Raw genomic sequence first — 21,447 nt, forward strand, 5'->3', positions numbered from 1 at the left:
TCCTTGTTATTTTACAGCTCCGTTTGTAATACCACTAACAATGTTTTTCTGCATAAATACAAAAAAGACTGTAATTGGAATAATTAAAATTGTTAGTCCTGCCATCAACGCTGTATAATCTGTACCGTATGTTCCAAATAATCCTTTATATAAATTAACAACTGCCGTTGTTCACCCATTAGGATTTGCTTGATAAACTAGATAAGGAAGTAAAAAATCATTTCAGATTGCCATTGTATTTAAAATTATTACAGTTGTAATTATTGGTTTTAATAGTGGCAAAATAATTTTGAAATAAATTCTTAAAGGCCCATATCCTTCTACTTTAGCAGCCTCCTCTAATGAAAGAGGTATGCCCGATAAAAATCCATGCATGATGAAGATTGAAAAACTCATTCCAAACCCTGTGTACATAAAAATTAATCCAGGAATATTTAGTAAACTCATTTTGCCAACAATCACCATAAGCGGCAGCATTAAAGCTTGAAACGGAACAATCATGACTATTAAAAACATATAGAAAATTGCTTTAGAATATCATTTATTCATTCTTGCTAGTTGTCATGCTGCAAGTGATGAAAAGAAAACGATAAAAAAATTTGATGCTACAGTGATTAATAATGTTGTAAAAAAAGAATTTGCAAAATCTAATTCTCTTCAAGCATTTTGATAAGTCACAACTGAATAGGGATTGGGACTTGAAAAAATGCTTTCTGTAATAATCTGTCTAATATCTTTAAAAGAAGTGTTAATCATGAAAGCGAAAGGTAGTAATCAAGCAACGGCAATAATTAAAATTAATAGAAAAGATGAAAATTTTAAACTAAATTTAAAAGCATCTTTTTTTGTAGCTAAACTTAAACGCTTTTGATTTTCAAAATAATTTCTAAAATAATCCATTAGGTTAAATAATTTATTTTTCATTATGACTTAACCTCAAATCTTTTTGCAATATACACCTGTGTAATACCAATTGCTGCAACCAAAATAGTAAATATAAAAGATTTAGCCTGTGCAATTCCCAAGGTTTGCAGCAACGAAGGATTAAAGGCTGCATCATAAATATCGAAAGAAATTAATTTTGAATTATTATGGCCATCAGTTAATGCTAAGTTTTGATCAAACATTTTAAATGCGCCACTGATTGATAAAAATACAGAAATTGTAATTGCTGGCATAACCGAAGGGATAATCACACTACGTAAAATTCTCCATTTACTTGCACCTTCAATTTTAGCTGCTTCTAATAAACTTTTATTTACATTTTGTAAAGCTGCTAAATAAATTAACATTACATAGCCGGCCATTTGTCAAGCAAAAACAATCGCCATTGCTAGCATTGCTTCTCAACGACCAGAAAGCCTTAAAGTTTCTCCTCCAAAAATAGCTTTGAAAACTTCATCAAACATTAATCTTCATAAATAACCTAAGATTAACCCACCGATTAAATTCGGAATAAAGAAAACACTCCTAAAAAGATTTCTCCCTCTAAAAGCTCTTGATAATGCAAAAGCTAATCCAAAACCAATCACATTGACAAAAATTACTGATAAGATGCCAAATACTGCCGTATATCCTATAGATTCTCCAAAACTACCATTTTCAAAAGCGGCTTTATAATTTCAGAAACCAATTCACCCTGAAGAAAACATTTCTTCACCAGTTTTTCAGTCTGTGAAGGATAGCACTATCCCCAATATTGAAGGAACTAAAAGCACTACCGTAAACACAAAAAGTGATGGTAATAAAAGAATAAAAAATCATTTTTTGTTATACATATTTTTTAAAGCTCTTTTCTCATTTAAATTTTTCTTAAATTGTTCCTCTAAAATTATAAAAACAAATAAATTATTAAAAATTTATTTCTTGATATATCAAGAAATAAAAAAACTTTACTAGGTTAAATTTTCCAAGTAAAGTTAGAAAAAACAATTCCAATTTTTATTTTAGAAATGGATTTTTATTTTTGGCTGTTTTTCATTTTGTTAAAAAAATATCTTTCGTTACGTATCCATATTCTCTTCTTGTTAAGCCTGAAAAAAAGAAAATTGTAATCGAAAAAAGAATTATTAATCAACCATAAATATATTTAGCTGGTTCTAAAATTGTTTCTAAAACAAAACCATTTTCTAAGGTTGATTCCTTTGTGCTTTTACCTGGTTGCATCGCAACTAAAGTCATTGTCAAGAAAAAAGGAATAATAGCTAAGTAAGTATTTGCTTTTAAAAATGAATAACCATTATTTGTGTCTTTAATATATTGGATTAATGCCAGCAAGCTAATTATTAAAATTACACTAAAAACTAACACACTTAAACTATTAAAAACTATAAAAATGTTTTTTTGTTCATTTCCTGCCGATTCTTCGATACTCCCTGTAAACTTTATTTCTCTATCAATAAAATCCAAAAAATTAAAAATTCATAATATTCCAAAAATTATAGACAATAATGATAGAAAAATTGTTAAAAGGATGCCAATTTTTCGCTTAGGATAAATGTTAAAAAAATTTTGAATTTTTAACATAATTAATTAATTCTTTCTTCAGTTTTTTCATCAAAGAAATGAGCTCTTTCATAATCAAAATCTAAATGCACCATGTCATATAAATTAAAATTAATATTATTGAGTGTTGTTGACACAAATTCTATATCCGTATTTACATTCACAATAATAGTTTGATCTTTACCTAAAGGTTCGATATTACTAATCTTTCCTTTTAATAATGATGGATTTTTAGAATCTTGAATAATTTTTACATCTTCACTTCTAAATCCTAGCACTACTTTTTGCCCTTCTTTTACTAATTTAAGCATTTCTGGGCTTAATTTTATTTTTCAATTAAATTCACTAGCATTTCAATGCTTGTTAATTATTTCACCTTTAAATAAATTCATTGTGGGTGAACCAATGAATTTAGCAACAAAAATGTTTTTAGGATGAAAGTATAATTCTTTACTTGTTCCATCTTGTTGGATTTTACTCTCATTAATAACAACAATTTGATCTCCCATTGTCATTGCTTCTAATTGATCATGCGTTACATAAATTGAAGTTGTTTTTAACATTCGGTGAATTTCCACTAATTCACGACGCATTTTTTCACGTAATTTGGCATCAAGATTAGAAAGTGGTTCATCCATTAAAAATGTTGAAGGTTTGCGAACAATCGCACGGCCGATAGCAACACGTTGTTTTTGACCGCCGGATAAATCACGAGGTTTGGAATAAAGGTGATTATCAATTTTTAAAATTTTAGCGACATCTTTTACTCTTTGGTCGATGATGTCTTTCCTTTCTTTTGCAATTTTTAAAGCAAAAGAAATGTTGTTATAAACATTCATGTGGGGATATAAAGCATATGATTGGAAAACCATAGCAATATTACGTTCTGAAGGGCTTAAATTGTTAAATCTTTTTCCGTTAAATAATAAGTCGCCCTTAGTAATTGAATTTAAACCAGCAATCATTCTTAAAATTGTGGTTTTTCCACTTCCTGAAGGTCCTAGAAAAATACAAAATGTTCCAGATTTAATTTTTAGATTAATATCTTCAAGTGTATATTTATCATTTCCTTCATATTTTTTAGAAACATTAACAAGCTCAATTTCTGCACCTTTTTGTTCATTTTGTGCTTTACCAATATTTTGAATCATGTCGTCTAAATTTAAATCATCAAATGTTAGCTCATCAAAATCTAATTCATCATTTTTTATTTTCTCATCCATATCTTATCCTTTGACTGAACCTTCCTGTAATCTTCCTGTAATAAATTTCTGTAAAAACATAAATAATGCAAATGTTGGAATGGAAGCTAAAATCGATCCTGCAGAATAAGCTCCTGCATTCACATCTTTTGGCGCCGTATTAATAAAGGTATCCAATCCCACTGGTAAAGTAAAATCTTTTAAGTCAAATAAAATAAACTTTGGTAAAACTACATCTCCAAATGGTGTTAAAAAAGACCATAAAGCAATAATAGCTAACATCGGCTTTGCAATCGGCAAAATTAAACGTATAAATAGTGTTCAATTATTGCAGCCATCAATCTTGCCACTATCATCCAAATCCCGAGAAATTGTGTCTAAATAACCTTTAAAAATAAATGTGTTTCCAGCTATTGACATTCCAGAATAAATTATCACAAGCATAATTAATGGGCTAAATGAAATCTGTTTACCAATATTAACAATAATATACAACGAAATTAATGATGCAGTTACAGGTATCATTTGGACAACCATAATAAATGATAATGATCATTTTGATCCCCTAAACTTAAATCTTGAATAAGCATAACCATTTAAGGCCACAAAAACAGTGGAAATTACCATTGTAGAAACTGCTATGATAATTGTATTAATGTATCAGTGGCCAAAAAAAGATCTTTCAGAATTAAATAAGTAATCAAAGTTATCTCAACCAAATCTAAAAGGTGTTAAAGTTACAAATCTTGGGTTGAAAATATTAAAAGATGAAACTAAAAGCGAAACAACAGGAAACAAAATAATAAATGATCACATAATTAAAATTAAGTAATTAAAAAATAAAAATAAAACTTCTAAAGCATTTAAGGGTTTTGTATCTAATTCATGAATTTTTATTTTTTGATTTTTTAATTTAGAAAAATCAATTTTAACTTGTTCTGTTTTTAATTTATATGCATTCATTTTATCTGTCTCCTCTAGCTACAGATTTAGCAAATCCGTAAGCTGAAAAACTTATTGAAATTAAGGCTGCCACAATTGTCATTGCTGCTGCAAACCCTGTATTTCCATCAATTTGTGCGATTGATGTTGTCAATTTATAAACTCAAGAAATAAGAATATCTGTTCCACCCTCTAAAAAAGGAGTTGGATCAGCATATGCTGGCCCTCCGCCTGAGAACAAGGAAATAATTGCAAAATTATTGAATGTGAAAGAAAATTGTGTGATTAGAAGCGGCGCTATACCAGCCAGTAATGCAGGTACTGTTAAATATCTAAACATTTGACTTCGCCTCGCTCCATCAATTGAACCAGCTTCATAAATATCTTTTGGAATTGACTGAATGTTACCAGTGACTAATAAAAAGATATAAGAGTGACCCAACCACACTTGAATTACAATTAAAAGTATTCTAATTGTTCAAATACTACTTCATCAGTTAATTGGTTCTTGAATAATTCCTGTCTTTAATAAAATTAGGTTGATTAATGAATCTGAGTCTGCTAAGAAAGCTGATTTTAAAAAAATTATTGTAACAAAAGCAGGAATTGCTCAAGGAATAATATAAATCATTCTGAAAAGTTTTTTCATTTTAATTCTTTGATTGTTTGCCAATATTGCAAATAATGTTCCAACACCTATAACTAGCGGAGTTGTCACTAATGTTCAAATTATTGTTCAAGATAAAACTCTAAATAATGATAAAGCCATTCCCACATCTTTGAATCTTCATCATTTTCCATATTGATTTAACCCTTCTCAATCCACAACCTTACCTGGCGGTTCGTGGTTGAATCCCATATTTGTAAATGAAATTAATAAAGAAGTAACAATAGGTGAAATAACAATAAATACAATCAAAAATCAACCTGGTAATGAAATAATTCATGGAAAGCCATTTGTTTGCAATTGCTTTTTAAAATTACTTCAAACAGAAGGTCTTAATCCTTGAACTAGATCACGTGCTGTTTTATAAGCACCAATTGAAGACACAATATTAAAAGCAACTAACATAGTTAACATAAATACAGAAATTACACCACCAAATAAATAATATCTAGCATCAGGTACAATTCCGGCACTAAAATCATGAATTCCTGCCCCTAAATCAATTAACCCTTGAACTCCACCAATTTTTGTATAAGTTAACCCTAATGAAAAAGGTAAGAATACTGCATATAAAAATACAGAAACAAGCATTAGCATAATACCTTTTTTAAATTGTTTAAAAAATAACAATTCAGAGATTCCTGGTAAAACTAAATTTAAAATTGGAGCAATAAATTTAAGATTTTTGTTCGTTTCTTTAGGAATAGTTTTAGAGCTCTCAGTTACTTTTGATTCATAAATTTTGTAAGCGATTTTTCGTTTAGCTAAATACCTTGGAAGAATTGTTTTTAAAATATTTTTAGTTTTGGTAACTTCATTTTTTATTTTAAGCTCAGAAATACTTTCTTTATAAAGTATTTTTTGATAATTACGAGCATTAATATAAGCTTTTTTAGCTAATTCTTTGTTTTTATAATTATTTTTTAATTTTAAAATTTTGGATTTATATTGTTGTTTTAACTTATGTTTTTCTTCTTTTAAAATCTTTGTTTGATTTTGATATTCATTTCCCGATTTTAGTAAATTTATTTTATTAATTGCTGTTTTAAATTCATGATCATAAATAGCAATATTTTCTTGCATATTCTTTACATATTCATGACCAAACTCAGCCTTATTTTGGTAAAAATCAGAATCATATGAAACATCTTTATATAACTTAGAATAGTGTAAGTATTTTTGATTAGCTAATTTTTTTATAGATAAAGAATATTTATTAAATTTAGAAACTAATTTATAAGGATGAAAGCTTTTTTCAATTTTTTTATTTTTAAAAAGTATTGTTTTTAAATCTTTAAGATCTTGCTTTATTTCCTTTTTTTTATTTTTAATTTTTGGATTTTTGAAATTGCTTTGTGCTATTTCAGCATAATTTCTTTTTATATTAGTAAATAAATTAGTAACTGCTGTTTTGTCTTTGTTATTATCTAAATTATATTTTTCAATTAATAGTTGTGTTTTAATAATTTTTAAATTAATAAAAATTTTTTTTCAAAAACTTTTATTAATTTTTTTCTTTTCTAGTTTTATTTTATTTAAATGATCCTTATATTTTTGACCACTATTATTTTTAAATTCACTAATTTTATTATTGATATTTTTTAACTTTTGTTTTAATTCTGTTTTTTCTTGCTTAATATCATTAAGCTTTTGATCCATTTCTTGACTAAAACTATATTCATTTTCTAAAATTGCAGCTTTAGAATTATTTTTTATTGTTTGCAACTCATTTTTATATTGAATTTTTTTAGTGCTTTTAGATTTTAAATATTCTGCTTTAATTTCTTTTTTTCTATTTAAAAGTTCTTTTTGTTTATGAACCAAGGCTAAATTTAAGTTAATAAGTTGTTGATAAGAAAAGTGATTGCTATTTAAAAAATTCTTTTCTTCACTTTCTAAATTTAAACTTTGTATTTTATCTAAAACAAAATTTTCATTAGGATATTTTTTATGAAACTTATATAAGATCATTAAATACAATTTATTAACAAGAATTTTAATTTCTTTTTTTCTTGTTTTTTCTTTTAAATCAGTAATATTTTTAACCTTAGAATTATAACTGTCTGCTGTATTTTTAATAAATTTAAAATAATTATCTAAATATGCAACTAATTCTTTTTGTTCTTGGTCAAGTTTTTTTATTTCATAATTAATAAAATCTAAAATATTATTAGCAAATTTTAAATTATGAATCGATTCTTTTAAAACTTTTTTATTTAATTTATATTGTGTTTTTAATGTAGCAATTTCTTTTTTGCGTTTATCTTCTAAATTAGTTTTTGCCTTGATAAATAAGATTTTTTGATTTTTCTTATGTTCTTTTAATGCGGTTAATTTACGATTATACAAATTATTAATTTGTGTTTTATAAGACTTGCTTTGTTCAAGGAAATCTACTTTAACATCAAATTCATGTCCATATCAATTATATAATTTTTGTTTTTTCATTTCTTTTTATTTTCCTTGATGAATTTTGTAATATTCATATTTAGCTAAATTTCTTTTCAATCTCACTTGCCTCATAAATCATAATAACCCTGTAACAAGCAAAGCATAAAAAATAGTAATTAATATGCTTAATGTAAGTCGTAAATCATCTTGCTCTAAATGATAAAAACTATTAATGTGGGGGCTAGCAGCTAGCCCAATTAATAAAATTATTCAAATAAAACTAAATAAATAACCAAGGGGCAAACGATTTTTCCCTAAAATTAAATAAACTAAAAAACCTATAATTAAACTAACGTTTGTTACATAAGAAATAATTTTCCCTACAAAAAATTCATTTAATTTAGCAGCCTTATCCTCTTGAGGTAATCGATCATATATATTTGTATTAAAAACAATATTTTGAATTAAATAAATTGAATAAAATATCATAATCAAAAAAAGAATCATAATATTGAAATAAAAATAGTTTTTACTAATTTTTACTTTTACTTTTTTCATTTTTGTTAAATTCTTACTTTAACCTTATCACTTGAACCATCAGTTTTATCTAAAACAGAAATAGTTTTTTCGAATAATGAATCTAATTTATCTTCAATAGCCTTAATAAATTGAGCTTCTGTAGAATTTTTATTGATTTGTGATAAAAATACCGAATTACCGAATGTATTATCATTTCAGTTTCCTCACGAAGGACCAAATTGAGGGTTTAAGTTATCAAATCTTCCAGATTGAGTTTTTAGTTCTCCAAGCCCTTGAGGTAATTTTTGTGTAGAAGTTAAAACATTCATTACAATATCAAAAACAGATCCTCTTTCACGCACTTTAATCATTGTACTTACTTCTAAATTAGTTTTTGCTGAATCTGTGCCATCTTTCTTTTTGAAAACTAATGAATAAAAAATTGGTTGATATTCTTCAACTAGTTTATCTCATGCTGCTTTGTTCTTAATATTATTGAAATATAAAGTAACAATTCTTGTAATATCTTCTTTAGAAAGCTCAACTTTACTGTATTTTTTATTGAAAGTAATAGCATTTTTAATTGTTTCATCTAAAACTTTTTGGAATCCTTGTTTGTTCACTTTATCAATCAGTGCTTTTAACTCATCTTGAGAATCTCCGTTTTGTCCAAAAATTAATTTTTCTAATTTACGCATGTGTGCTGTATTTTTTTCTTGATTTTGAACTTCAGTTTCTTCTCATTGAACTCCAGGCTTAATAACTTCAGATCCTACTTGTCAAGTTTGTCCGTCGCCCTTAAGATCTTCTATTTTTTCTAAGCCCAATAAAGCTGCTATAGCATTTCTAAGTCCAATTGTTTTTTCAAATTGTAAATTACTTAATTTTTCAAGAATTGCTGGAGTTGCTCCAACTAATAAATCTGCACTAGGTTTTTTTGGAGCTGCCGTGATTGCTGCATCAGCAAGCGGGTCGCCTTCTGTACTTGATTGTCAATTTCCACCCGAACTTGGTACAGCTTCATTTAAAATTTTTTCAACAGCACTAAATCTATCATTAAATGTTTTTAATAATTCTGCATAGTCTGCAAAACCAGCTTCTATAGCAAATTTATTTGATTGTTCTGTAATTTCATTTAGTTCTTTTTCTGTTTCTTTTTTAATTAAGTCTTGAATATGCTTAATATATGGAACTTTTGAATCTACTTTAAAGTATTCATAATAAGATTGTTTTTTGAAAATTAAATCTAAAACTTGTTCAATAGCTTCTTTTCTTTCTTTAGAAACCGCATTATTTCTTGCATTTAATAAATATGATCATGATCCAGGGGCTTGTAAATAATTTGTAACATCATTTACTTTCGGAACATTAACAAAGCTATCAACACCTTTATTTACAGAATTGAAAATGTCTCATGAGCCAACAAGGGCATATTCTAATTTTTTATCATTTAAAAGTTGCAATACTTTGTTTTGTACTGCATCCATATTATTGCCCATTAATACCCGCATATCACTTGCATCAATTTTTCCAAAATATGGTGATTTTTCTGGATTTGCGGAATATCCTAATTGTCATGCTGGATATCATAATTTAGCTGCTGATGTAATGGCTTTTAGGTATTGTGTGTGGTTAGGATCTTTTTTCAAAAATCCGGAAGATCATTTAGTTCCATTTTTGTATAAAATATTTCTCACTAGTTCCGAACCAAATGTACCAGCTAATAAACCATTACCATACCAAAAATCTTGAATACGGAAAAAACCTTTACCTGCATCCACTAGTTCTTGTAATGAATCTGTTGAGACATTGCTTAATTCATTTTTAACATCCACAAGCGGCTTGTTAGACATCATAACAATACCTTCAATGTTGTGTGGTAAGGCGTAAAATCTTGTTTCTGTTGCAGAAACAGGTACATTACCAAAAGAAGCTATTTTTTGTTTTTCAGCTTCTGTAGCTTGTTCGGAATTTAAAATTTTGTTAATTGTTTCTTGATTTCATGATGTGATTGAATTTGATTGTAGTAAACTGGTAACTCTATCTTGCGGAGCATAAAATAAGTCTGGAACTTTTTCATCAGGAAAACCAAAAACTCCTACACGATCTAAGGCTCCAAAAACATCAACATTAATTAATTCTAATCTAAAACCTTGTTTGTAACTTTCTGTTTTAGCAAATTCCTTTGACACTTCGTCATAAAATTCTTTTTGTTTTCCATCTACTGCAAGCACAATTTTTTTAGAATCTGCTCATTCATTTTTGGCTGTAGAACAAGCTACTGCAACTAACGAAGTCCCCATTACTGAAAAAGATGCAAAAAATTTAAGTAATTTCTTTTTTTTGAAAATCATAATGAAATTCTCCTTGTTAATTTATTTATAAATAAACTAATTCATTGTATTTAAGCGCTAATATAGCAAATATAATTGCAAGAAATGTTGTTACAAAAAGCAAGGCAAAAATAATTTCAAATATTACAAAAATTTTGCCTTCTTCTGTTTTTTTGTTTCAATAAATAACTCGAAAACTTGCTCATAAAATTGTTAAGTAACTAAACAACATAACAACTACGATTGCTCTTCCATACAAACTATTTAAAAAATCTCAAAGTTTTTGCAATGGATCTGAGCTATCTTTAAATACTTTTAAGAAAAAAAGCATTAAGCAAACAGTAATTGTGATTGAAGCAAAAACTATATAAAGATGCTCAACTAATTTAGGTGCATAAGTTCTTTTATCTGGTGATTTACCTTTTAATTTTTTCCACATAAATAAACTCATTTCTAACTAACCATTTATTGAAATTATTTTAGTAATAAATACTTTTAATAATATTTGCTAATGTTTAAATTATATTAATTTTAAATAGCACAAAATTTATTTTCTTGATATATCAAGCATAAGTAAAAAATAATTTTTTACTTTTAAAACCAAAAATATTTTCAAAAATTTTTAACGTAATTGTTTTATTAAAAAGCTTTTGATATATCAAGATTTTTAAAACATAAAAAAAGCTTTTATATAAAATAAGCATGCAATGAAAACAAATGTTAAACAAAAAAATATTTTCGATTTCTACAATGACAAAGAAACTCAAAAAATTAATTTTAAGTTAGGGATTGAATACAAAAATAATCAGTATGATTTTTATTTTTGACAACCTATTGCTCAAAAAGTGGAATTAGTTGTTAATGATCAACAAGAAAAACAAACATTTGTTTTTCAAATGAAAAAAAATAAAAACAATGTTTGAAAAACAAAATTAACTAAAAAATACACTGACTGATATTACCAATATAGAATTACCCATCAAGATGGTTCAGTAACTCAAATTCTTGATCCTTATGCAAAAGCAACTGCACCTTTTAACTGAGAAGGGCAAACTGAAAAGCATCCTTGAGGAATTATTTTTGATGAAAATTCACCGAAATTAAAATATCAAAAAATAACTTTAGAGAATAACTCAAAAATAATGCCTTTGATTTATGAATTAAATATAAGAGATTTTTCATTTAGAAATGTTGCAGGCAAAAAATTAATCGGAACATTTAATAGTGCAATTCAAAATAAAATTTTTGAATATGCAAAAAAAATAGGAGTAAATTACATTCAATTACTGCCATTGCAAGCAACTTATTCATTAGATGATACTAAGCAAGAATACTTAGATTATGGTATGGGAAAAGGATGAAGCACTAATTATAACTGAGGCTATGATCCTTATAACTACTTTAGTTTAAATAAAATTTATACAGAAAATCCGCAAGATCACTATGCAGTAATTAAAGAATTTAAAAAATTTGTTGCTAAAGCGCACAAAAAAGGTATTGGAATTATTGTGGATGTTGTCTACAATCATGTAATGACAAACATGCTTTTTGATGATATTCTAAAAAATTATTATTTTAGGGATAGTGCAAAAGTTACTCCAGTAGATTCGCCACCACTTGATTCAACAAAAAAACATGTTAGAAAATTAATTATTGATTCTTTAAAATATTGGGTAGAACAATATGATGTTGATGGTTTTAGATTTGATTTATCTTGTTTTCTTGATAAAGAAACATTAGATGAAGTTTACAAGGAATTAAAAAAAATTAAAAAAGGGTTAATTTTACACGGGGAGGCGTGACCTTTTAGTGATTTAAAATATGAACAATCATATATTAAAGGTGTCAATGCTGCAAAGTGGAATTTCGGATATTTTAATGATAGTATTAGAAACGCTATTAAAGGTGTTGATGAAATTGAAAATTTACAAAATGGATTAGTTGTTGAATACTCAAAAGCAAATTTTGATGCATTTTTACAATCGATTCCAGGAAACATAAAATGAGATTTTTCAAATATTAAAAATTACAAAGTAAAAACTAATGTTTATCACCAATTTTCTAATAGCCCTAAAATGACTTTACAATATTTAAGTTGTCATGATGACTTTACACTTTGAGATAAGTTAAATATAACTTCCGAAAAAACAAATTTTGAAGAAATGCTAGAAATTTATCGTCAAGCATTAATAACTCAAATCACTTCACAAGGAAAACATTTATTTTTAGCAGGTACAGAGTTATTACAAAGTAAACCTACTGATGGGTCAGGGCAAGACTGGGATAAATCTATTAATATTCCTGTAGAAAAAGATTTTTTTAATGAAAATAAAAATGATTTAGGCTTTAACAAAAATACATATAAAACAACTGATTATGTTAATCAAGTTAAGTTTCAACATCTTGAAAATAAACTAGTAAAAAAATACATTTTTAATTTTTTTAAAAAATTATTAGCTTTTAAAAAAAGATACTTGCATTTTAATTTTCAAACTGCAGAACAAATTTATAAACATTTACGTTTTATAAAAATTCAACCAGGCTATGTTGAGTTTGAAATTAGTTATAAAACAATTACATTTGTAATTATTCACAATTTTATTAATAAAGAATTTGCAAAAAATTTAACAGAATACAAAGTTTTCTTTAATTCCAAATTATCAAAATTTAATTCTAAAAAAGTTTTAGCAAAACAATCATTAATTTTAGAAAAGAAGTAAAAATATGAACAATAAAGATTTAAGAAAAAAAGTTTTTTATCAAATTTTCCCTAGATCATTTAAAGATTACAATAATGATGGTAATGGTGATTTAAAAGGCATTATTGAAAAATTAGATTACATTAAATCACTTAATATTGATGCTATTTGATTATGTCCTGTTTATGAAACTGAATTTAAAGATGCTGGGTATGATGTTTTAGATTATTTTAAAATCTGATCTCAATTTGGAACAATTGAAGATTTTAAACAATTAGTTGCAGAAGCTAAAAAAAGAAACATAGATATTATGATGGACATTGTTTTAAATCACACTTCTACAAATCATGTTTGATTTCAAAAAGCGATTGAAAATGTTGATAATCCTGAGCACGATTACTACATTTGAGCCAATACACCTTCAAAAGCGGAATCTATTTTTGGAGGGAGCGCTTGAGAATATGTTCCTTCTGTAAAAAAGTACTACTTACACTTATTTGCTAAAGAACAAGCAGACTTAAATTGAGGAAATAAAGCAACAGTTAAGGCAATGGCGGAAGTAATTGACTTTTGGTACCAATTAGGTGTGCGTTATTTTAGATTAGATGCTGTACAACATGTTGCTAAAGATTTTCTTGGTGATCAGATGCAGCATAGTTTTGCTACTCATATGCTTCAATATCTACAAAACTTTGTAGATATGGCTTTTAAAGATAAACCTGATGCTTACCTAATTGGTGAAGCTACCGGAATTAATAATCAACAAATTATTGATTTTAGTCAAGGTAAAAATCAAATTATGTCTGCTTTTTACAATTTTAATATTTGATGGGTTGGTTGAGGTAAAGAAACCGGAAGAAATGGTTATGATCCCAATTGAAAAATCACTCAATTGACTAATAGTAATAATTTAGATATACAAAATAACCCCAATATTAAAGGTGATTATGTAACAAACTTTTTATCTAATCACGATACGTCTCGAGCAATTTCTAGATGGGGTGATGAAAAGTTTTTTTGAAAAGAAAGTGCTAAATCATTAGCTTTATTTCAATTTAGCTTAAAGGGTTCACAAGTTGTATATTATGGAGAAGAAATCGGTATGACTAATCCTAATTTTTTAAATCGTAATGAATTTAGGGATGTTGATGCACTAAATTCTTACAAAATTTTTGTCGATGAGCAAAAGCGATATTCTGAGGAAGAAATGACAACTTTTCATAACATTAACGGGCGTGACAATACTAGATATCCAATGAAGTGAGATGATACAATAAATTTCGGTTTTAATAAAGGGACTAAAACTTGAATTAAAACTGGCACTTCCAAAAATCCTGACAATGTTGCTAAACAAGAAAAAGATAAAACTTCTATTTTGAATTTTTATCGTGAATTAATTAATTTTAAAAAAAATGAATCTTATGCTGATTTTTGGAATACAGATGATACTGAATTTAGAGTTTTAGAAAATAATGTTTTTCAAGTAATAAAAAAATATCAAAATAAAGAATTAATCATATTAATTAATTTGACGCCTTATAATAAAGAAATTTTTAAAATTTCTTATACAAAAACTCATTTGAGAAGTTATACAGATAATAAAAAAATCACCACTTATTTACGCCCATATGAGTCAGTAGTTTTTGAAAAATAAATAAAAAGGGGGGTGGCTATGCCAAAATTAATTTACAACACTAAAAACAAAACTATTACTCAAGAAGGTTATAGTTATTGAACAACTAAAAAAACAGAATCTATTTTTACGCAAGGAAATGGTTATTTAGGGCTACGCGCCGTCGATGAAGAACGAGTAACTCAAAATAAAGAAGATTTTTTTATTAATGGACTTTTTAATAAAGGTGATAATAATGAATCTACAGAATTAGCAAATTTAGCAGACTCATTGCAAACTACAATTATTATTGACAATGAAATTTTTAGCATTACTGATAAAACAAAATACAGAAAAACTTTAGATTTAAAAAATGGAGTTTTGACTCGTGAAGTTTTTTGGAATTTAAAAAATAAAAAATTTAAATTTTTATTTGAAAGAATTGTTGATCAAAAAAATAAAAATTTGTATGCTCAAAAAATTACTATTACCCAATTAAGTGGTGAGCCTGCAAATTTAATGATTTTCCCGATGATTAATGCCCAAACAACAAATAGTGGTGTGCAGCATTTTAATGAAGGTACAAAGCACTTAATTGATATCAATACCATACAATGTCGTGAAGTAACTAATCAATCTAATGATTATGTTGTTCACACTATGTATTTAAAAGTGTGCAATGGGAGCCAAATGTTGCATAATGGTAATGATGACTTTGTTATTAAAATGGCAAGGCGTCAAGTGGGTTTCCAAATTAAAGCCAAACTACAACCAAACCAAGCTTTTGTTTTAGAAAAAATTATGTCGGTTTTCACAACTGTGGATAAAGATACGCAGTATGATTGTAAGGTAATTGATAAATCATTAGATTTTTATGAAACTACAATGCGAGAAATATCTTTTGACAAATTAGTAGTAGAAAATAAAAAATATTGGGATAAAATTTACAAACAATTTGATATTAAAATTTCTGGAACTAGCAAAGATGCTAAATATGATCAGTTAGCTTTAATGTTTAGTATTTATCACCTAAATCATTTTGTTGCCAAAGATAATTCTAATGTTTCTGTAGGAGCTAAAGGTCTATCTGGCGAGGGTTACCAAGGGCATGCTTATTGAGATACAGAATTTTTTATTATGCCTAATTATTTATTTACTGAACCACATGTTGCCAGAAATATGTTGGAATACCGTTATAAGGGAATAGATGGAGCAAGAAAAAAAGCGGCTGAAAAAAATTTAAAGGGAGCTCAATATCCTTGAGAAATGGCTCGTCCGGAAGACGGTGAAGTTACACCATATTGAGGTCAACCTGATATTAAAACTGGTGAACAAGTGCCCATTGCTTCGCGCGAACAAGAAATTCACGTTTCTGGGGATATTGCTTATGCTGTTGAACAATATTATCAAGTTACTAAAGATCAACAATTTATGGATGAAATAGGTTATGAAATGATAATCGATACAGCTATTTTTTGAGCTGAAAGAGCAGAAAAAATAAGTGATAAATATCAAATAACAAATGTTATGGGTCCTAATGAATATAAAGGTAATATTGACAATAATAACTTTATTAATTTAATTGCAAGAAATAACTTATTATTAGCAATTAAATATTTAAAATTATTAAATAGTACGACAAAAGGCAAAGAATTATTAGCTAAAATTAACAACAAAATCCCTTACTATTATTCAATTGATAAAATGCAAGATGTTGCTGATAATTTAGTGCAGCAACTACCAAATAAAGATTTAGTAGTTGCAGAAAATGACCAATTTTTACACTTACCCTTAAATGATGTTTCCAATTTTCAGATGTTAGGGGATGCTGGTAAAAAACTATTTTCTACAGAAGCTGGTTACAAGCTTTTAGGATCGCAGCTAGTAAAACAAGCTGATGTTGTTTTGAGTATGTATATTTTTAGTCACTTATTTGATTTAAAAACAATTGAAGCTAACTTTAATTATTATGAGCCAATTACAACTCACGATTCCTCTCTAAGTGCAACAACTTATGCTATTATTGCGATTATGCTAAGAAAAATGGATATTGCTTACAAGTTATTTAAATATTCAATTGATGTTGATTTGGGAACAAACTTTTTTTCTTCTGATGCTGGAATACACGCTGGCTCTTTAGCTGCTATTTGGCAAACAACTGTGTTTGGTTATGGTGGGATGAAGTATAGTGATGGAAATCTGCATTTTGATCCTATTTTGCCAGAGCAATGAAATAAATTAGAATATTCTATTATTTATCAAGGCTATAAAATTGCTGTTGTAGTAAATCGGGATGATTTTGCTTTAAAACTTGTTTCTAAAAATAATAAATCTAAAGTAAAAGTTTTTGTAAATAATGAGATAATTACATTAACTAATAAATTACAAAATTTCAAGGTAGTGAAAAAATGATAAAAGGTTTTATTTTTGATTTAGATGGTGTAATTACAGAAACTGCTCACTTACATTATTTAGCTTGGAAAAATGAGGTAGCCAAAATTGGGATTGATTTAACTGAAGAACAAAATCAAACAATCAAAGGTTTATCTAGAGAAAAAACTTTGGAAGCTATTTTAAAAATGTTTGATAAAACCATTGATAAAAATTTATTTGCTAAAATAGCCAAAGACAAAAATAAGGCTTATAAAAAAATGCTAAAAACAGAAATTTCTAGTAAAAATATTTTTCCGGGAATTAAAAGTTTTTTAATTGAAGCGAAAACAAATGGTATTAAATTGGCGCTTGCTTCAAGTTCTCATAATGCTTCAACTATTTTAAAAAAATTGCGATTATATGACTACTTCGATTTCATCGTTAATGCCAAAGATGTCGTTGAAGGTAAACCTAACCCTGAGATTTTTTTAAGAGCTGCAGTAGGATTAAAATTAGATCCTAGTCAATGTGTTGGCTTTGAAGACGCTCCTGCAGGATTACAAGCTATTAAAGCCGCAAAAATGTTTGCAATTTGTGTGTGTGATCCAGAAAATGAAAAGTTATTTTCTGGAGCTGATTTAATTTTCCATAATACAAAGGATTTTGATTTTCAAAAAATTATTAATGATTTTGAAAGTAATGAACAAAAATCTTTTTTTTAAAATAACCCAAATAAAAAAGCAAAACATGTATTTTTATCTTATAGCTCATGAGCTTTTAAATAAATTTTTAAATGTTTGCTTTTTTTATGTAAATTTTTATTGTATTTATCGATATTATAAAAATACTTATTAGGATTACATTTTTATCAATAGCTTTTAAATCATTTTTTATAATTTAAAATTAAAATTCTATTTAATAAATCTTCTTCATTTTTCAATTATTTTATCAGTTTCTTTTAAAAGCATTTTATATTCTGGATCCATATCTAAAATAATATGGAATAAATAATCAATAATAATAAAAGATGAAAGTCGAGAACCTAAAGGTACAACTTTTTGAGGGTCATGAATTTTTTTAAAAATAAACTTAATTGCAATTTTATCTTCTAAAAAATTTCCGCTATGTGAAGTTAACAAAACAATTTTAGCACCTCGTTTATAAATTTCATTAATTGCAAAAATAATTTCTTGATTTTCAAGGTTATTAGAAATAAAAAAAGCAATATCATCTTTATTTAAGGTTGGAATCAATGGAAACAAAACATGAAAATCATAATCAGAAATTACATTGATGCCAATTTTTTGTAAATTAGAAGCAAATTCATTGATAACTTTATTCGAAGTGCCTAAACCTAATAAAAAAATTTTTTTTGATTTGTGAATTAATTTTGCAATTTTTTGAATTAACTCAAAATTCATATAATCTACAGTGTTTTGAAATGCAAAATTCTGTGTTTCAAAAATAATTTTAAAACTATCATTTTTTTCTTGATTTAAAAAATTGGTATCATGATAAAAATCATAAAATTGACTATTAACATAAATTAAAAATTCTCGATAGGAATTAAATCCATATTTTTTAACAAAACGCGAAATTGTTGCTTCACTACAAAAACATTTATTCGCTAATTCTTTAGAACTTAAATTAAAAATTTCTTGATCATATGAATTAATAAAATTTAAAATAATGTTTTCTGAGTAGGATAAATTTTTCTTTTTTCCCAAAATAGGTTTTTCAATATTGCTATTTTTCATGTCTATCTCCTTATGCAAAAATTATACAATTTTACTGTAATTATGAAATTAACTTTCATAAACATGAAATGCTTTTTCAATAAATTTATAATTTAAAATGGTTTAGATAATACTTCTAAGCCAAACAATTTTCAGAGGTTTAAATCGATGATATTAAAAATTTCTTTATATGCTTTAATCGGGATTTTACTTTTAATTTTATTTATTGCCTTAGTCTGAAGAATTGTAACTAGTAAGAAACCTGAAAAAAATAATAAACTAGGTGTTGTATCGCCAAAAACAATTAGTAAATTTGAAGTTTTAGCTAAAACTAATAATTGAAATATTTTAGTAAATTTACTTGTAAATAATAAATATGCTAAGCAAAAATTTTCACAAATTCCTGGTGTAATTGTTACAGAGCAAAAGTTATATTTTCTTTCCGATCATATTATTAATGGTAAGGCTATTGAAACAGTAATTCCTGCAAGAAATTTTATTAAAATTCAAACTTCTAAAAATTTAAAGCAAACCACTTGAAATTGCCGTTGGTATTTAGAAATTGCAAAATGAGCTCAAAATTTTGATAAGGCTAGTGAAATGATTTTGCTTGTAGAAAATGCAAATAACATTATTAATGAATCTAATTTACGAGCTTTAACAATTGCACAATTAGAAACAGAAATTTCGGCATTAAAAGATAGTGAGCAAATTATTTATCCTCAAAATGTGATTAAAAAATTAAAGAAATTGAACGTTTGACAAAGGCCTAAATAATGTGGGAAGTAAAATTTAATTATTATGGCTTATCATTTTTTATAATTATTTTAATTATTAATGTTTTTATTAAGTGAATTTATAATGAAAATTTGTTTTATAAGTATTCCAAAATTAATTTAGCTAATTTTTCAAGCTTGCATTATTTTAAACAAAACTATAAAAGAAATGATGATATTTTACTCAATGATAATTGATGAATCAATCCCAATCAATTACAAAAGCAAAAACTTTACTTTAATTCTCGAGAAACAAACAAAGATATTTATGGATTTGTAAATGTTATTTATCGTAAAAATTTACTTTCTATTTTCCCGCAAAAATATACACAAAAGCAACACTGAATTAAAATTTTGCAGCTATTTTTATTAACAAATGTTTTTTGAACTTGAATTACTAATTTATGAATTTTAACAATTATATTTGGCTGTTTTTGGTTTTTGATTTTTGTAGTTGATTGTTTTATTTTTCTTTTAAAACAAAAGCATATTTTGAGCCAGACAAAAAATGATTTAGAACAACTATTTCCAAATAACAATGATTGAAAAAAATATTTTAAATATAAAAAAATTATTTTTTTATACAATCATTTCATTTTTATAGAAAGTTTGACAGATTTATATTTTTTAATTAAAAATTGAGGTAATGATGACATCTAAACGAGATAAAAATCGCGAAATTTTAATTGAGATTTACCAATATTCTTCTGATGAAGTAGCAAAACTTAGCGATGAAGAAGTTGCTAATGAGATTTCGCACATGCAAGATAAAGATTTGCAAAAAGCTAAAAATCCAAATGCTTTTTGAATGATAAAAGGGATGCCTACTCCAAAAATCATTAAGACAAAAACGAAAGCATCTGCTGGTATTTGGGTTTTCATTGCTTTTATTTTTGTTTTTGTTTTATTTTTTATTTTAATGATGATTTTAGCATTTAAAGCGAATGGATAAGATATGAAATTATTTAACCAAAAACTAACAAGATGGGAATCACAAGTAACTAATTGGCAAGAAGCAATTCAATTAGGTGTAAATATCTTAATTGAAAATGGCTATGCAACTCATGGCTTATACAATGCAATTCTAGATTCAACTACCCAATTTGGTGCCTATTATGTTTTGGAGCCAGGAATTGCGCTAGTTCACGCTCCTGCTGGTGATTATGCCTTGAAGCCTGGAGTGTCACTTGTGGTTTTAGATCAAAATATTACTTTTAATAATCAAGCTGATAAACAAGCAAGATTAATTTTCACTTTATCAGCTCCCAATAATGTTGATCATATTGAATTAATTCAACAATTTGGAACATACTTTACTAACCCAACATTTAAAACTGCAATTTTAAATGTTAAAAACAGCGATGAATTATGAAAAATTATTGCTGAATACAAGGAGTCTTAAATGAAAATAGCATGTGTTTGTGGTTCTGGTTTAGGTTCATCTCTTTTAATGGAGATGAATGTTAAATCAATGCTAGACAAACTAAAAATCGATTATGAAACTGTTGAACACACAAATATTTCATCATTCAATGGTGCTAATTATAATTTTATTGTAATTGGTGCTGATGTTGCCCCTGCTTTGGATTATCCACAAGAAAAAATGGTAGTTTTAACAAACATTCTTTCTTTAGATGAATTAGAGACAAAATTAAAAGCATTTTTAAAAATTTAAGGTTAACTTAATTTGTA

Annotated in this window: 19 protein-coding genes; 9 read left to right on the plus strand and 10 right to left on the minus strand. The window is 26.5% G+C overall.

From position 1 onward, the window contains the following. Positions 1–6: 6 nt before the first annotated feature. The 9 genes from ACW95P_RS03435 to ACW95P_RS03475 form a co-directional block, all read right to left on the minus strand. The gene (locus ACW95P_RS03435; RefSeq protein WP_457961838.1) at positions 7–924 is read right to left on the minus strand and encodes a carbohydrate ABC transporter permease; all 918 of its coding nucleotides are present in this window, start codon (positions 922–924) and stop codon (positions 7–9) included. Next, complete coding sequence (locus ACW95P_RS03440) at positions 924–1,778, minus strand: carbohydrate ABC transporter permease (RefSeq protein WP_457961839.1); 855 nt, start codon at positions 1,776–1,778, stop codon at positions 924–926. Before ACW95P_RS03440 ends, ACW95P_RS03435 begins: the two co-directional genes overlap by 1 nt. A gap of 163 nt (positions 1,779–1,941) precedes the next feature. Beyond that, complete coding sequence (locus ACW95P_RS03445) at positions 1,942–2,409, minus strand: hypothetical protein (RefSeq protein ID WP_457961840.1); 468 nt, start codon at positions 2,407–2,409, stop codon at positions 1,942–1,944. Positions 2,410–2,528: 119 nt separating this feature from the next. Beyond that, positions 2,529–3,728 (minus strand): ABC transporter ATP-binding protein, encoded by a 1,200-nt coding sequence (locus tag ACW95P_RS03450; RefSeq protein WP_457961841.1) that lies wholly within the window; start codon positions 3,726–3,728, stop codon positions 2,529–2,531. Positions 3,729–3,731: 3 nt separating this feature from the next. Continuing rightward, complete coding sequence (locus ACW95P_RS03455; protein ID WP_457961842.1) at positions 3,732–4,670, minus strand: sugar ABC transporter permease; 939 nt, start codon at positions 4,668–4,670, stop codon at positions 3,732–3,734. A 1-nt stretch (position 4,671) separates the two neighbouring features. Then, the gene (locus ACW95P_RS03460) at positions 4,672–7,764 is read right to left on the minus strand and encodes an ABC transporter permease subunit (RefSeq protein ID WP_457961843.1); all 3,093 of its coding nucleotides are present in this window, start codon (positions 7,762–7,764) and stop codon (positions 4,672–4,674) included. Positions 7,765–7,770: 6 nt separating this feature from the next. Then, a complete protein-coding gene (locus ACW95P_RS03465) occupies positions 7,771–8,196 on the minus strand; it encodes a hypothetical protein (RefSeq protein ID WP_457961844.1) in 426 nt (141 codons plus the stop codon). A gap of 74 nt (positions 8,197–8,270) precedes the next feature. Then, positions 8,271–10,580 carry a type 2 periplasmic-binding domain-containing protein gene (locus tag ACW95P_RS03470; protein WP_457961845.1) on the minus strand — a complete coding sequence of 770 codons (2,310 nt, stop codon included), beginning with the start codon at positions 10,578–10,580 and terminating at the stop codon, positions 8,271–8,273. Between the two features lie 25 nt (positions 10,581–10,605). Beyond that, entirely contained in the window at positions 10,606–10,998 is a 393-nt protein-coding gene (locus ACW95P_RS03475; protein WP_457961846.1) for a hypothetical protein, read from the minus strand. Between the two features lie 268 nt (positions 10,999–11,266). Here ACW95P_RS03475 and ACW95P_RS03480 point away from each other — a divergent pair, with 268 nt between their 5' ends. From ACW95P_RS03480 to pgmB, 4 genes are read left to right on the plus strand one after another with little or no spacing between them, the layout of a single operon-like run. Then, positions 11,267–13,279: an alpha-amylase family glycosyl hydrolase gene (locus ACW95P_RS03480; protein WP_457961847.1), complete on the plus strand. Its 2,013-nt coding sequence runs from the start codon at positions 11,267–11,269 to the stop codon at positions 13,277–13,279. Between the two features lie 4 nt (positions 13,280–13,283). Continuing rightward, positions 13,284–14,912, plus strand: coding sequence for an alpha-amylase family glycosyl hydrolase (locus ACW95P_RS03485; protein WP_457961848.1), 1,629 nt, complete (start codon positions 13,284–13,286; stop codon positions 14,910–14,912). An 18-nt stretch (positions 14,913–14,930) separates the two neighbouring features. Further along, entirely contained in the window at positions 14,931–17,285 is a 2,355-nt protein-coding gene (locus ACW95P_RS03490; RefSeq protein WP_457961849.1) for a glycosyl hydrolase family 65 domain-containing protein, read from the plus strand. Next, positions 17,279–17,965 (plus strand): beta-phosphoglucomutase, encoded by a 687-nt coding sequence (gene pgmB / locus ACW95P_RS03495; protein WP_457961850.1) that lies wholly within the window; start codon positions 17,279–17,281, stop codon positions 17,963–17,965. Before ACW95P_RS03490 ends, pgmB begins: the two co-directional genes overlap by 7 nt. 189 nt (positions 17,966–18,154) lie before the next feature. On the opposite strand, the gene ACW95P_RS03500 is transcribed toward pgmB, so the two are convergent. Continuing rightward, a complete protein-coding gene (locus ACW95P_RS03500; protein ID WP_457961851.1) occupies positions 18,155–19,000 on the minus strand; it encodes a MurR/RpiR family transcriptional regulator in 846 nt (281 codons plus the stop codon). Positions 19,001–19,147: 147 nt separating this feature from the next. Here ACW95P_RS03500 and ACW95P_RS03505 point away from each other — a divergent pair, with 147 nt between their 5' ends. From ACW95P_RS03505 to ACW95P_RS03525, 5 genes are all read left to right on the plus strand, one after another. Continuing rightward, entirely contained in the window at positions 19,148–19,756 is a 609-nt protein-coding gene (locus ACW95P_RS03505) for a hypothetical protein (RefSeq protein WP_457961852.1), read from the plus strand. 137 nt (positions 19,757–19,893) lie between these two features. Then, positions 19,894–20,415: a hypothetical protein gene (locus tag ACW95P_RS03510; RefSeq protein ID WP_457961853.1), complete on the plus strand. Its 522-nt coding sequence runs from the start codon at positions 19,894–19,896 to the stop codon at positions 20,413–20,415. Further along, positions 20,405–20,707 (plus strand): hypothetical protein, encoded by a 303-nt coding sequence (locus tag ACW95P_RS03515; RefSeq protein WP_457961854.1) that lies wholly within the window; start codon positions 20,405–20,407, stop codon positions 20,705–20,707. The genes ACW95P_RS03510 and ACW95P_RS03515 overlap by 11 nt, the downstream gene beginning before the upstream one ends. A 3-nt stretch (positions 20,708–20,710) precedes the next feature. Further along, positions 20,711–21,157: a PTS sugar transporter subunit IIA gene (locus tag ACW95P_RS03520; protein ID WP_457961855.1), complete on the plus strand. Its 447-nt coding sequence runs from the start codon at positions 20,711–20,713 to the stop codon at positions 21,155–21,157. After that, entirely contained in the window at positions 21,158–21,430 is a 273-nt protein-coding gene (locus tag ACW95P_RS03525) for a PTS sugar transporter subunit IIB (RefSeq protein ID WP_457961856.1), read from the plus strand. Positions 21,431–21,447: the final 17 nt, after the last annotated feature.

It is taken from the genome of Mycoplasma pogonae (assembly GCF_054170725.1).